Annotated in this window: 12 protein-coding genes; 4 read left to right on the plus strand and 8 right to left on the minus strand. The window is 51.8% G+C overall.

Translation table 11 applies throughout. The features are described 5' to 3' along the window. Together GBAG_RS13955 and GBAG_RS13960 are read left to right on the plus strand one after the other, a co-directional pair. Positions 1-1,852 (plus strand): RHS repeat-associated core domain-containing protein (locus GBAG_RS13955; RefSeq protein WP_167333346.1); only part of this gene is annotated, 1,852 nt, incomplete at its 5' end. After that, on the plus strand, positions 1,849-2,205 hold the full coding sequence (locus tag GBAG_RS13960; protein WP_034497174.1) for a hypothetical protein: 357 nt from the start codon (positions 1,849-1,851) through the stop codon (positions 2,203-2,205). The genes GBAG_RS13955 and GBAG_RS13960, both read left to right, overlap by 4 nt. A 74-nt stretch (positions 2,206-2,279) precedes the next feature. Here the strand turns inward: GBAG_RS13960 and sucD are convergent, their stop codons facing one another. From sucD to sdhC, 8 genes are all read right to left on the minus strand, one after another. After that, positions 2,280-3,152: a succinate--CoA ligase subunit alpha gene (gene sucD / locus GBAG_RS13965; RefSeq protein ID WP_034458762.1), complete on the minus strand. Its 873-nt coding sequence runs from the start codon at positions 3,150-3,152 to the stop codon at positions 2,280-2,282. Then, positions 3,152-4,318, minus strand: coding sequence for an ADP-forming succinate--CoA ligase subunit beta (sucC, locus tag GBAG_RS13970; RefSeq protein WP_034497176.1), 1,167 nt, complete (start codon positions 4,316-4,318; stop codon positions 3,152-3,154). The genes sucD and sucC overlap by 1 nt, the downstream gene beginning before the upstream one ends. A gap of 108 nt (positions 4,319-4,426) precedes the next feature. After that, positions 4,427-5,653, minus strand: coding sequence for a 2-oxoglutarate dehydrogenase complex dihydrolipoyllysine-residue succinyltransferase (gene odhB / locus GBAG_RS13975; protein ID WP_034497178.1), 1,227 nt, complete (start codon positions 5,651-5,653; stop codon positions 4,427-4,429). Positions 5,654-5,667: 14 nt separating this feature from the next. After that, complete coding sequence (sucA, locus tag GBAG_RS13980; protein WP_034497181.1) at positions 5,668-8,475, minus strand: 2-oxoglutarate dehydrogenase E1 component; 2,808 nt, start codon at positions 8,473-8,475, stop codon at positions 5,668-5,670. Between the two features lie 205 nt (positions 8,476-8,680). Then, positions 8,681-9,397: a succinate dehydrogenase iron-sulfur subunit gene (locus GBAG_RS13985; RefSeq protein ID WP_034497183.1), complete on the minus strand. Its 717-nt coding sequence runs from the start codon at positions 9,395-9,397 to the stop codon at positions 8,681-8,683. A 15-nt stretch (positions 9,398-9,412) separates the two neighbouring features. Then, positions 9,413-11,179, minus strand: a complete 1,767-nt coding sequence (sdhA, locus tag GBAG_RS13990; RefSeq protein ID WP_034497185.1) for a succinate dehydrogenase flavoprotein subunit — start codon at positions 11,177-11,179, stop codon at positions 9,413-9,415. After that, positions 11,179-11,526, minus strand: coding sequence for a succinate dehydrogenase membrane anchor subunit (sdhD, locus tag GBAG_RS13995; protein ID WP_034497188.1), 348 nt, complete (start codon positions 11,524-11,526; stop codon positions 11,179-11,181). The genes sdhA and sdhD overlap by 1 nt, the downstream gene beginning before the upstream one ends. After that, a complete protein-coding gene (gene sdhC / locus GBAG_RS14000; RefSeq protein WP_034497190.1) occupies positions 11,520-11,924 on the minus strand; it encodes a succinate dehydrogenase cytochrome b556 subunit in 405 nt (134 codons plus the stop codon). Before sdhC ends, sdhD begins: the two co-directional genes overlap by 7 nt. A 278-nt stretch (positions 11,925-12,202) precedes the next feature. On the opposite strand from sdhC, the gene GBAG_RS23270 reads away from it, so the two are divergent. Beyond that, positions 12,203-12,361 carry a hypothetical protein gene (locus GBAG_RS23270; protein ID WP_425591308.1) on the plus strand — a complete coding sequence of 53 codons (159 nt, stop codon included), beginning with the start codon at positions 12,203-12,205 and terminating at the stop codon, positions 12,359-12,361. Positions 12,362-12,567: 206 nt separating this feature from the next. Continuing rightward, positions 12,568-13,854, plus strand: coding sequence for a citrate synthase (locus tag GBAG_RS14005; RefSeq protein WP_034497193.1), 1,287 nt, complete (start codon positions 12,568-12,570; stop codon positions 13,852-13,854). The last annotated feature ends 55 nt before the right edge of the window (positions 13,855-13,909 follow it).

Genomic DNA, 13,909 nt, shown 5'->3' on the forward strand with positions numbered 1-13,909 from the left:
GGATATCCAGTGGCAGACCTACGGCCCGGGCCATCTGCTGGGTGTGAAACTCGGCGATGAACCCCTGCTCGAGCTGACCCGTGACCGTCTGCACCGGGAAACCCGCCGTCAGTTCGGTGACTGGCAATCCACCAGCGCGTACACGCCACGCGGCCAGCTGGCACAGCAGCAGACCCGGGACAGCCATCCGGCCCTGAACCGCGATTATCACTACAGCGCCGCCGGGCTGCTGACCGGTATCCACACCGGTCACGGCGAACAGCATTACACGTATTCCCCGTCCGGGCGCCTGGAAAGCGCACGGCTGGGCGATACCATCCTCACCACGCTCACCGACCCGGCGGGCAACCGTAACGTGACCCTGGCGCACGATTTTATCCCGGGACCGGAAGACCGCCATACCTGGAAAGATAACCGTACCGGACAGGATGAACGCTACACCTATCGCTACGATAAACACGGCAACCTGAGCGAAAAATGCCGTTACCTCTCCGGCTGGACCGGGGAGGAATATGCCCCGGATGAAACTCACCATTATCATTACGACCAGAGCCACCGTCTGACGCGTTACACCCGGGAAGATGACGGAAAGCCCACCGCACAGGGCCGCTATGTGTACGACCCGCTCGGTCGCCGGGTGGGTAAACTCACCGCCATCGTCAACCCGACAACGAAACAGACCGACACGCAGCACAGCTGGTATGGCTGGGACGGCGACCGACTGGTGCTGAGCGAAAGCCAGGGCACGCAGCAGCACACGATTTATCAGCCCGGCAGCTTTATGCCGCTGGTGCGGGTGGAGCAGATGAAAGCCGAAGACCACCACAGCACACTGGCTGAAAAGCTGGAACGTGACGCCGAAGTGACTTTCCCGCCAGTACTGCACCAGCGGCTGAATCTTATTGAGCAGGAGCTGCGCAAAAACCAGCTCAGCGACGACACGGTGCAGTTCCTCAGCGCCACTGGCCTGAAAGCGGAAAATCTCGCCCTGTGGCTGGAGCCGGAGGCCGACAGTGACCGCAAAATCCATCTGTACCACTGCGACCACCTCGGCACACCGCTGGCACTGGTGAACCGCGAAGGCCATATCGACTGGCACATCACCCTCGACCCGTGGGGCAATGTGCTCCGCGAACACAATCCGCAGAAACTGCACCAGCCGCTGAGAATGCAGGGCCAGCAATATGATGAAGAGTCGGGACTGCACTACAACCGCCACCGTTATTACGAACCGCAGCAGGGCCGGTATATCACGCAGGATCCGATTGGATTGGCGGGGGGAATGAATGGATATAAATATGTATTAAATCCACTTAAGAACATTGATCCGTTAGGGCTATCTGGTGACATGACAATATATTCCTCAGGGGATGGGGGGGCAAGCATGATGTCTGGGCACTCATGGATATCATATACTCCAGATAATGGGACAACAACAACCTATGGTACATGGGGAAATAATCCGACAGGTCATGGTAATGGTCTCTTTGAAAATCTTGAACTTAGCCGTAGTGCTGATGCCACGAGAACTATACATATAGATGATATAAAAGAGAAAGAGCTTTACGACTTAATTAAGAAATATAAAGATAAAGGTAATGATGCCTGGAAGCTTTCGTCACCATGCTCAAGTTTCGCAAGAGATGCATGGAATACAGCAGCTAACGAAAACTTAAATTCAAACTATGGGTTTATTAGTAACCCCACAACACTAAAGAACGCTATTATTGATGCTAATGGTGGAATACCGCATGGAATCATGGTGTATCCAAATGGTGGTAACAGCGCATCAAGTGGGGCATCAGGGCGCTCATCTGGTTCTTCAATGAACTCATCTGGCTCATTTTTATGAAATCTGTATTATTTATATTTATCTTAACATTATTGAATAATGAAGCTTTTGGAGGTATCAACCAAATGATTCTCGAGACAAAAGATGTCGCTGGGTTAAAAATAGAAGAACAGGGAAATAGTCATAGAGGGAATGTAATATTAGTGAGTGGTTTAGCTTTTCATAGTGCTTTAGCTGTGGATAAAATAATAACGAAAACAAATAGTGATTCAAGCATAACAATGTTGGTGTATCTATCAACAGCTAGATCCGGTATGTCTGGACGATTTAAATACGAAATTAACATCCCACCCAATATAAACACAGTAACTTTTGGGAATGAGAAAGTAATCATATGGAAAAATAAATCATAGCTTATTTAATCATCCATAAAAAAGGCCGCTCAAAAGAGCGGCCAACCATGTCGAACATTTATTATTAGTTCTGCTTACTGAGGCAAAATAGCTTTCAGTGCGTCACCGATGTCAGCCAGGCTGCGGACGGTTTTCACGCCTGCGGCTTCCAGCGCTGCGAATTTCTCATCCGCTGTGCCTTTACCACCTGCAATGATGGCGCCAGCATGGCCCATACGCTTGCCTTTCGGTGCAGTCACACCCGCGATGTAACCCACTACTGGCTTGGTGACATGCTCTTTGATGTAAGCGGCTGCTTCTTCTTCTGCGCTACCACCGATCTCACCGATCATCACGATTGCTTCGGTCTTCGGATCTTCCTGGAACATCTTCAGGATATCGATGAAGTTAGAGCCAGGGATCGGGTCACCGCCGATGCCTACGCAAGTAGACTGGCCCAGACCGATATCGGTAGTCTGTTTAACGGCTTCATAGGTCAGCGTGCCGGAGCGGGAAACGATACCCACTTTGCCTGGCAGGTGAATGTGGCCTGGCATGATACCGATTTTGCACTCGCCTGGGGTGATAACGCCTGGGCAGTTTGGCCCAATCATGCGCACGCCAGCTTCGTCCAGTTTCACTTTCACAGTCAGCATATCCAGCGTCGGGATACCTTCGGTGATGGTGATAATCAGCTTAATGCCTGCGTCGATTGCTTCCAGAATGGAGTCTTTGCAGAACGGTGCCGGAACGTAGATAACAGAAGCAGTAGCGCCTGTTGCTTCTACGGCTTCGCGCACGGTGTTAAATACTGGCAGACCGAGGTGCTCAGTGCCGCCTTTGCCTGGCGTAACCCCGCCAACCATTTGCGTACCGTATGCAATCGCCTGCTCGGAGTGGAAAGTCCCCTGGCTGCCGGTGAAACCCTGGCAAATCACCTTGGTGTTTTTATCGATCAAAATGGACATTATTTCCCCTCCACGGCAGCAACAACCTGCTGTGCTGCATCCGTCAGACTTTTCGCTGCAATAATATTCAGGCCGCTGTCAGCCAGTTTCTTCGCACCCAGTTCCGCATTGTTACCTTCCAGACGAACAACCACTGGAACGTTAACACCCACTTCTGCAACCGCACCGATGATGCCGTCTGCAATCAGGTCACAACGCACGATACCGCCGAAGATGTTAACCAGAACCGCTTTCACTTTGTCATCAGACAGAATGATTTTGAATGCTTCGGTTACGCGTTCTTTGGTTGCACCGCCGCCAACGTCCAGGAAGTTTGCTGGTTCGCCGCCGTGCAGTTTAACGATGTCCATGGTGCCCATTGCCAGGCCCGCACCGTTAACCATGCAACCGATGTTGCCATCAAGCGCAACGTAGTTCAGTTCCCACTGAGCAGCCTGGGATTCACGTGCATCTTCCTGGCTTGGGTCACGCATTTCACGCAGCTCTGGCTGGCGGAACAATGCGTTGCCATCGGCGCCCAGTTTGCCATCGAGGCATACCAGATCGCCCTGCTTGGTGATAACCAGCGGGTTGATTTCGATCAGCGCCAGGTCACGATCCAGGAAGATGTTCGCCAGGCCCATGAAGATCTTGGTGAACTGCTGAACCTGTTTACCTTCCAGACCCAGTTTGAACGCCAGTTCACGGCCTTGATAAGGCATTGGGCCTGCCAGTGGATCCAGAGCAACTTTGTGGATCAGATGCGGGGTTTCTTCCGCAACTTTTTCAATTTCAACGCCACCTTCGGTGGACGCCATAAACACGACGCGACGGGAGCTACGATCAACCACCGCGCCGAGATACAGTTCTTTATCAATGTCAGTCGCAGCTTCAACCAGAATCTGGTGAACCGGCTGGCCATTTGCGTCTGTCTGGTATGTGACCAGACGTTTACCCAACCAGTGCTCAGCAAAAGCACGGATGTCTTCTTTGCTGTTAACCACTTTCACGCCGCCCGCTTTACCGCGGCCACCAGCATGAACCTGACATTTTACCACCCACGGACCAGCACCAATTTTTGATGCTGCTTCTTCCGCTTCACGTGGAGTGTTGCAGGCGTAACCGACTGGAGCCGGCAGGCCATATCGAGCAAACAACTGTTTCGCCTGATACTCGTGTAAGTTCATGAGTTCTATCCATCCTTCAGGGTAATCGTTATAAACCTGTAGGCCGGTGCGCTATTCATGCCAGATGGCGCGCAGCTTTCGGCCTACAGTGCAGGTGATGCTTTAAAACTAAACGTCCAGCAGCAGACGAGTCGGGTCTTCGAGCAATTCTTTGATTGCTACCAGATAACCCACTGATTCACGGCCATCGATCAAACGGTGATCGTAAGACAGCGCCAGATACATCATTGGCAGGATCTCAACTTTACCGTCAACCGCCATCGGACGATCTTTGATAGCGTGCATGCCAAGGATCGCGCTCTGCGGCGGGTTGATGATCGGCGTTGACATCAGGGAACCAAACACACCACCGTTGGTGATAGTGAAGTTACCACCAGTCAAATCTTCAACTGTCAGCTTGCCGTCACGGCCTTTCACTGCCAGTTCTTTGATGCGTTTTTCGATGTCAGCCATACCCAGAGTATCAACATCACGCAGTACCGGAGTCACCAGGCCACGTGGGGTAGAAACCGCGATGCTCACGTCGAAGTAGTTGTGATAAACCACGTCTTCGCCATCGATAGAAGCGTTCACTTCCGGATAGCGTTTCAGCGCTTCAACGACCGCTTTGATGTAGAAGGACATGAAGCCCAGACGTACACCATGGCGTTTCTCAAAAGATTCACCGTACTGCTTACGCAGTTCCATGATTGGCTTCATGTTCACTTCGTTAAACGTCGTGAGCATGGCGGTGGAATTTTTCGCTTCCAGCAAACGTTCAGCAACGCGTTTGCGCAGGCGAGTCATTGGAACGCGTTTTTCGCTACGGCCAGCCAGTGGCGCAACCGGAGTTTTGGATTCTTCTGCCGCTTTAGCTTGAGCAGGTTGAGCCGCTTTCGCCTGAGTCAGATGCTTATCCACATCTTCACGGGTGATACGACCGCCAACACCGCTGCCTTTAATGGCATTAGCATCCAGAGAATGCTCTGCAATCAGGCGGCGAATAGCCGGGCTGAGAGCGTCATTGCTCTGCTCTTCCAAAGAAGCCTGCTGGCGCTGCGCCGGGGTAGACTCTTTGCTTTCTGCTTTCGCAGAAGTCTCTTTACCAGAGCTGTTGCCTTCACGCAGGCGACCCAGGATTTGACGAGAAGTTACGGTGGTGCCTTCATCTTCCAGTACAGCATCCAGAATACCATCTGCAGACGCCGGTACTTCCAGTACCACTTTGTCAGTTTCGATTTCCACCAGCACTTCGTCACGGGTCACGGTGTCACCCGGTTTTTTATGCCAGGTTGCAACAGTCGCATCGGCAACGGACTCAGGCAGGTCAGGAACTAGAATATCTACGCTACTCATTTTTTATCCTTTAATTAATCGACGTTCAGCGCGTCATTAACCAGATCTTGCTGCTGTTTCTGGTGAACGGACAAGTACCCTACCGCAGGTGATGCGGAGGCTGGACGACCTGCATAACGCAGGGCTGATCCAAATGGAATCACTTCACGGAAATGGTGCTGGCTACAGTACCATGCGCCCTGGTTAAGCGGCTCTTCCTGGCACCACACAAAATCATGTACGTGAGCAAATGGTTTCAATGCTTCCTGCACCGCCTGGTGCGGGAACGGATACAACTGTTCGATGCGCACAATCGCCACATCTTTTTGATCGTTCTTACGACGCTGTTCCAGCAAATCGTAATAAACCTTACCAGAACACAGGACGACGCGTTTCACCGCTTTAGGATCAAGCTCGTCAACTTCGCCAATGGCAGGTAAGAAGGTGCCGTTAGCCAGTTCTTCCATGGTGGAAACTGCCAGTGGGTGACGCAGCAGAGACTTAGGCGACATCACCACCAGCGGACGGCGCATACCGCGCAGCGCCTGACGACGCAGCATGTGGTAAACCTGAGCCGGAGTAGAAGGCACGCAAACCTGCATGTTTTGTTCAGCACACAGTTGGAGGTAACGCTCCAGACGCGCGGAGGAGTGCTCCGGACCCTGGCCTTCGTAACCGTGCGGCAGCAACATCACCAGGCCACACATACGGCCCCATTTCTGCTCGCCGGAACTGATGAACTGGTCGATAACAACCTGAGCGCCGTTGGCGAAGTCGCCGAACTGAGCTTCCCAGATAGTCAGCGTGCGAGGTTCCGCAGTGGCATAACCGTATTCGAACGCCAGAACTGCTTCTTCAGACAGTACGGAGTCCCAAACTTTAAACTCACCCTGGCTGTTGTGAACGTGTTGCAGTGGCGTGTAAGTTGAACCGTTAGTCTGGTTGTGAATCACAGCGTGGCGGTGGAAGAATGTCCCACGTCCCACGTCTTCACCCGACAAACGCACAGAAACGCCTTCATCAACCAGAGTTGCATACGCCAGATTTTCAGCCGCGCCCCAGTCAAATTTCTTCGCGCCGTTCGCCATTTCCATGCGGTCGCTGTAGATTTTCGCTACGCGTGACTGCATCTCAACGGTTTCAGGGGCGCTACTAATACGCTTAGCCAGCTCCTGCAAACGCTTCATCTCTACCTTGTTCGGATAGCTCTCATCCCACTCGTGGTTGAGGTATGGCGACCAGGTAAATGAATGCATGTTCATTGGGCGGTATTCTTCAACCACACATTCGCCAGCATCCAGCGCGTCACGATAGAGATTCACCATTTCGGTGGCATCTTCAAGCGTTGCCAGTTTTTGCTGCTCCAGACGGTCTGCGTAGATCTTACGCGGCGTCGGGTGTTTCTTAATTTTCTGATACATCACTGGCTGAGTTGCGCTTGGCTCATCAGCTTCGTTATGACCATGGCGACGGTAGCAAACCAGATCGATAAACACGTCGCGCTTAAAGGTATTACGGAAGTCCAGCGCCAGACGAGTCACAAACGCTACCGCTTCCGGATCATCTGCATTCACGTGGAAAATTGGCGCCATCACCATCTTACCGATATCGGTACAGTACGGCGTAGAACGCGCATCCAGCGGGTTAGAGGTGGTGAAACCAATCTGGTTGTTGATAACAATGCGAACGGTACCGCCCACTTCGTAACCACGCGCTTTGGACATGTTCAGGGTTTCCTGAACCACGCCCTGCCCGGCTACCGCGGCGTCACCATGAATGGTGATTGGCAGAACCTGGTTAATGCCTGGTTTTTCCAGACGGTCCAGACGCGCGCGCACAGAACCGATAACCACCGGGCTAACGATTTCGAGGTGTGATGGGTTAAACGCCAGCGCCAGGTGAACCAGGCCGCCTTCGGTTTCAACGTCAGATGAGAAGCCCATGTGGTACTTCACATCACCGGTGCCGAGGTGTTCTTTATGCTTACCGGCGAACTCGTCGAACAGTTCCTGCGGTTTTTTACCCAGTACGTTGATGAGTACGTTCAGGCGGCCACGGTGCGCCATACCCAGAACCACTTCACGTGTGCCGCTCTTGCCCGCATGGCGGATCATCTCTTTGAGCATTGGCACCAGTGCATCACCGCCTTCCAGCGAGAAGCGTTTTGCGCCTGGGAATTTCGCACCCAGGTAACGCTCAAGGCCTTCTGCTGCGGTCAGCTCCTGCAAGAAGCGTTTTTTCTCATCAACAGTAAATGTTGAGTGACCCACTACCGATTCAATGCGCTGCTGAATCCAGCGTTTTTCTTCGGTGTTGGTGATGTGCATATATTCCGCACCGATAGATCCGCCGTAAGTCTGCTTCAGCGCACTGATCAAGTCGGACAACTTCATGGTTTCTTTGCCGCTGGCAAAAGAACCCACATTGAAAGTTTCCTGAAGATCGGCGTCAGTCAGATTATGGAAGGTCGGGTCAAGATCGGGAACCGCGTCCTGTTTCCATAAACCAAGTGGATCAAGGTTTGCAGCCTGATGGCCACGGAAACGCCAGGCGTTGATCAGCTGCAACACTTTGACTTGCTTGACGTCGGTGTCAGGGTCGGTAATTGCGGTGGAATAACGTGAGGCATCCTTCGCCAGACGACGGAAATAATCACGTGTTTTGGAATGGAATTGATCCGGTCTGGCCCCGGTTCCAGGTAATTGCTGGAACATTGAGCGCCAGTGCGCATCAACAGAGTCAGGATCGGTTAAGAAGTCTTCATAGAGCTGCTCTATCCAGGACTGGTTTGCACCTGCCAGGTAAGAGGAATCCAGCCAGGCTTTCATTTCGCCGTTCTGCATCGTGATCCCTTAAGCATTTATATGCTTATTTCGCCGTGAATAACTATTGCGTACACATGTGGTACACATTACCGGGGTTCACAACTACGAGCCTTTTTCCTTTCCAGGCGGCTCGAGAAGGAACCTTTAAAAACTGTCGCAACAGGGCAGTTTTTAAAGGTTTCCTGCAAATTTTCCCCTCTCCCGAAGGAGAGGGAACTAAAAGCTAGGCACTCTTTTGCAGCAACATCGACTTAATGTGGCCGATGGCTTTCGTCGGGTTCAATCCCTTAGGACAAACACTGACGCAATTCATGATGCCATGGCAGCGGAATACGCTGAAAGCATCACTGATTCCGTCAAGACGACTTGCGGTTTCAGTATCACGGCTGTCAATCAGGAAGCGATATGCCGCCAGTAAACCTGCCGGGCCGATGAACTTATCCGGGTTCCACCAGAATGATGGGCAGGAAGTCGAGCAGCACGCACACAGAATACACTCGTACAATCCATCCAATTTCTCACGCTGCTCGGGTGATTGTAAATGCTCACGAGCCGGTGGATTTTGCCCATTATTCAACAAGTAAGGCTTAATCTTCTCATATTGAGCATAGAATTGCCCCATGTCTACAACCAGATCGCGCACAACCGGCAATCCAGGCAGTGGACGGATCACAATCTTCTGCTTTCCATTGCCCAACGCGGAGATCGGGGTGATACAAGCCAGGCCATTTTTACCGTTCATGTTCACGCCATCGGAGCCACAAACCCCTTCACGGCACGAACGACGGAACGATAGCGTTGGGTCTTTTTCTTTCAGTTGCATCAGCGCGTCAAGCAACATCATGTCGCGCCCTTCTTCCCCTTCCAGGGTGTACTCCTGCATACGCGGAGCATCGTCAACATCCGGGTTGTAGCGATAAATAGAGAATTCGAGTTTCATCACTTTGCTCCGCTATTAATAAGTACGCACTTTCGGCGGGAATGCCGGACGCAGTTTCGGCTGCATGTTCACCTCACGGCGAGTCATGCTTTCCGACTCAGGCAGATACAGGCTGTGACACAGCCAGTTTGCATCGTCACGTTCCGGATAGTCGAAGCGGCTATGCGCGCCACGGCTTTCGGTGCGGAAGTTAGCGGAAACAGCGGTCGCAAAAGCAGTTTCCATCAGGTTATCAAGCTCGAGGCACTCAACGCGCTGGGTGTTGAACTCGCTTGAAGTATCATCCAGACGGGCGTTTTTCAGGCGCTCGCGGATTTCTTTCAGTTGCTCAAGACCTTTTGCCATCGCATCACCTTCACGGAATACCGAGAAGTTGTGCTGCATACATTCCTGAAGCGCTTTGCGGATTTGCACCGGATCTTCGCCGTTACGGTTACCGTTCCAGCGGTTCAGGCGCTCGAGTGCGGCATTAATTTCGTCTTCGCTCGCGTCACGCAGCTCGCCCTGCTCTGCGATAGACTCCAGCAGATGCATGCCCGCAGCGCGGCCAAACACCACCAGATCCAGCAGTGAGTTACCGCCCAGACGGTTAGCACCGTGAACGGATACACAAGCGATTTCACCGACGGCAAACAGACCAGGAATCAGAACGTCTTCGCCCTGCTCATTCACGGTCAGCGCCTGGCCAGTGACTTTGGTCGGGATGCCGCCCATCATATAGTGGCAAGTTGGGATAACCGGGATTGGCTCTTTAACCGGGTCAACGTGGGCAAAGGTACGAGACAGTTCGAGGATGCCCGGCAGACGGGATTCGAGAACTTCTTTGCCGAGGTGGTCAAGTTTCAGTTTCGCGTGTGGACCCCATGGGCCATCACAGCCACGGCCTTCGCGGATTTCAATCATAATGGAACGCGCAACAACGTCACGGCCCGCCAGATCTTTCGCGTTTGGCGCGTAACGCTCCATGAAACGCTCGCCGTGTTTGTTCAGCAGATAACCGCCCTCACCACGACAACCTTCTGTAACCAGCACACCCGCACCCGCAATGCCGGTTGGGTGGAACTGCCACATTTCCATATCTTGTACAGGCACGCCTGCACGGAGCGCCATGCCAACACCGTCGCCGGTATTAATGTGTGCGTTAGTTGTAGACTGATAAATACGGCCCGCACCACCGGTTGCCAGAATGGTCGCTTTCGCTTTGAAATAAACCACTTCGCCGGTTTCGATACACAGCGCGGTAGTCCCCACCACGGCGCCATCGGCGTTTTTCACCAGATCCAGCGCATACCATTCGGAGAAGATCGTGGTTTTGTTTTTCAGGTTTTGTTGGTACAGCGTGTGCAATAGCGCGTGACCGGTACGGTCAGCCGCTGCTGCAGTACGTGCCGCCTGCTCGCCACCGAAGTTCTTCGACTGGCCGCCAAACGGACGCTGATAAATAGTGCCATCGTCAAGACGGGAGAACGGCAGACCCATGTGCTCCAGTTCCAGAATCGCTTCCGGGCCGGTTTTACACATATATTCAATGGCGTCCTGGTCACCGATATAGTCGGAACCTTTTACCGTGTCATACATATGCCATTCCCAGTTGTCTTCGTGGGTATTACCCAGCGCTACGGTGATACCACCTTGCGCAGACACGGTATGGGAACGGGTTGGGAAAACTTTAGACAGCAAGGCGCAAGTCTGGCCACCTTGTGAAATTTGCAGTGCGGCGCGCATACCTGCACCACCAGCACCGATGACAACTGCATCAAACTCTCTGACTGGTAAACTCATTACACACCCCACACCACAACGAATCCATAAATGACGTAAACCAGCAGTGCTACAACAATCACGAATTGCAGCCCAAGACGAATCGCCACTGGTTTAACGTAGTCGGTCAACACCTGCCACATGCCAATCCAGGCATGGATCAAAATTGAGAACAATGTCAGCAGGGTGAACACTTTGGTGAAGGCGGAGCCGAAGAAACCACTCCAGACCTCGTAGGTTAAATCGCCGGTAACAGCGAAGAAGCCAATCATATAGATGATGTACAGGGTGATTACGATGGCGGAGGCACGAACCAGAATATAGTCATGCACACCATTGCGACCTAATGCGGAGGCATTGCTTACCATACGAGGACTCCTGCGAGAAGTGAAAGCACGACAGTAATAACAAAGGAAATCATTGCGGATCGTTTGCCCGCTATAAGGGTTTCTTCCAGTAAGCCGGTGTCCATCAGGATGTGGCGAATACCCACAACAACGTGGTATGCCAACGCGGTGAGGATGCCCCACATGATGAATTTAACAAAGAAGCTACTCATTATGGATGAAGCAACGAGGAAGCCTTCTGGAGAAGAGAGTGACTGGCCTAACAACCACAGTAGAATGCCAACAGCCACAAAGGTGATCACGCCGGATACACGATGGAGGATGGAAGCGATCGCAGTGACGGGGAACCTCATTGTTGTCAGATCGAGGTTTACAGGTCTTTGTTTTTTCGCATTTTTTATCATGAATAGCGCCCACATGCTGTTCTTATAGTTTCCTTCCTCCGGATCTGCAGGCGGGGTCAGACAGCGTGAACTTTCTATAACTGTGCGTCATGCAAAAACAGCTACATCCAGATGCCAAAAAACTGGCTACAACGCTGGGTGGCGCCCGGTGGCAGGGTATTCCGGAGACCTGGCGGCAGTATAGGCGCTTCACAAATTCATTACAATTAACCTACATATAGTTTGAAGGGTTTTGGTCGGAACAGTGAGCAGGATCACGATAACAACATTATTTTAAATTTTAATCATCTGATTTGACAAAACTTAAACATTCTTGTTACAAACAGAGCCAGAAAAGCCGTATAATTCGTAAAAGTTATAGGGTCTGCCTTTCACCTGAGAATAAGTTATGTAACAGTGTATCGGTATTGACCCAATCAATCAGGACAGTTATTAGTGGTATACAGGTTTGAATGATATGGACTGCTAACGCTCTGATTTGCTGATTTTTCGCCTGCGTGGCATATGTTACCTGCAAGCGCCCTTCGCTCTGTACCCTTGCTGTACACAATCAAAACAGAGCCACGAGCATATAAAAAAACGGGTAAGCGTCACGGTTGGTTTGAAAGCAAGTCGGGCATCCCGCAGTCTGATAAATTAGGCGCTAAGGAGACCGTAAATGGCTGATAAAAAAGCAACTCTCACCTACAATGGTGATGATGCTATCGAACTGGATGTGCTAAAGGGCACGCTCGGTCAGGATGTAATTGATATCCGTAGTCTTGGTTCTAAAGGTGTGTTTACTTTTGACCCGGGTTTCACCTCTACCGCATCATGCGAATCAAAAATCACCTTTATCGACGGTGATGAAGGCATCTTGTTGCACCGTGGTTTCCCGATCGATCAACTGGCAACCCATTCCAATTATCTCGAAGTCTGCTATATCCTGCTAAACGGTGAAAAGCCGACTCAAGAACAATACGAAGAATTCAAAACCACCGTTACCCGTCACACCATGATCCACGAACAAATCACCCGTTTGTTCCACGGTTTCCGTCGTGACTCTCACCCGATGGCTGTTATGTGCGGCGTGACCGGTGCGTTGGCAGCGTTTTACCATGACTCCATGGACGTGAATAACCCACGTCACCGCGAGATTGCAGCCTTCCGTCTGCTGTCCAAAATGCCAACGATGGCAGCGATGTGTTACAAATATTCCATCGGCCAGCCGTTCGTTTACCCACGTAACGACCTCTCTTACGCGGGCAATTTCCTGAATATGATGTTCTCCACACCATGCGAAGAGTACGTGGTGAACCCAATTCTGGAACGCGCAATGGACCGTATTCTGATCCTGCACGCCGACCACGAGCAAAACGCTTCAACCTCTACAGTGCGTACCGCCGGTTCTTCTGGTGCTAACCCGTTCGCCTGTATCGCAGCCGGTATCGCCTCCCTTTGGGGACCTGCGCACGGTGGTGCTAACGAAGCGGCACTGAAGATGCTCGAAGAAATCAGCAGCGTTGAACACATTCCTGAGTTCATCCGTCGTGCGAAAGACAAGAACGACTCTTTCCGCCTGATGGGCTTCGGCCACCGCGTCTACAAGAACTACGACCCGCGTGCCACTGTGATGCGTGAAACCTGCCATGAAGTGCTGAAAGAGCTGAATCTGAAAGATAACAGCCTGCTGGAAGTGGCGATGGAACTTGAGCACATTGCGCTTAACGACCCGTACTTCATCGAGAAGAAACTCTACCCGAACGTGGACTTCTACTCCGGTATCATCCTGAAAGCGATGGGGATCCCATCTTCCATGTTTACCGTTATCTTCGCGATGGCGCGTACCGTGGGCTGGATTGCACACTGGAACGAAATGCACGACGACGGCATCAAAATTGCCCGTCCACGTCAGCTGTACACCGGCTACGAACAGCGTGATTTCAAATCTGATTTGAAAAAATAAGTTCGTTACTGGAAAGTAAAAACGCGCCAAATGGCGCGTTTTTTTATATCTGAAA

The sequence above is a fragment of the Buttiauxella agrestis ATCC 33320 genome, from assembly GCF_000735355.1.
Classification (GTDB): Bacteria; Pseudomonadota; Gammaproteobacteria; order Enterobacterales; family Enterobacteriaceae; genus Buttiauxella; species Buttiauxella agrestis.

Bases quoted from the DNA above. Each gene is read 5' to 3' on its own strand.
- sucC (WP_034497176.1), bottom strand. From the start codon at position 4,318: ATGAACTTACACGAGTATCAGGCGAAACAGTTGTTTGCTCGATATGGC.
- sucD (WP_034458762.1), bottom strand. From the start codon at position 3,152: ATGTCCATTTTGATCGATAAAAACACCAAGGTGATTTGCCAGGGTTTC.
- GBAG_RS13960 (WP_034497174.1), top strand. From the start codon at position 1,849: ATGAAATCTGTATTATTTATATTTATCTTAACATTATTGAATAATGAA.
- sdhA (WP_034497185.1), bottom strand. From the start codon at position 11,179: ATGAGTTTACCAGTCAGAGAGTTTGATGCAGTTGTCATCGGTGCTGGT.
- GBAG_RS14005 (WP_034497193.1), top strand. From the start codon at position 12,568: ATGGCTGATAAAAAAGCAACTCTCACCTACAATGGTGATGATGCTATC.
- sdhC (WP_034497190.1), bottom strand. From the start codon at position 11,924: ATGTGGGCGCTATTCATGATAAAAAATGCGAAAAAACAAAGACCTGTA.
- GBAG_RS13985 (WP_034497183.1), bottom strand. From the start codon at position 9,397: ATGAAACTCGAATTCTCTATTTATCGCTACAACCCGGATGTTGACGAT.
- sdhD (WP_034497188.1), bottom strand. From the start codon at position 11,526: ATGGTAAGCAATGCCTCCGCATTAGGTCGCAATGGTGTGCATGACTAT.
- sucA (WP_034497181.1), bottom strand. From the start codon at position 8,475: ATGCAGAACGGCGAAATGAAAGCCTGGCTGGATTCCTCTTACCTGGCA.
- odhB (WP_034497178.1), bottom strand. From the start codon at position 5,653: ATGAGTAGCGTAGATATTCTAGTTCCTGACCTGCCTGAGTCCGTTGCC.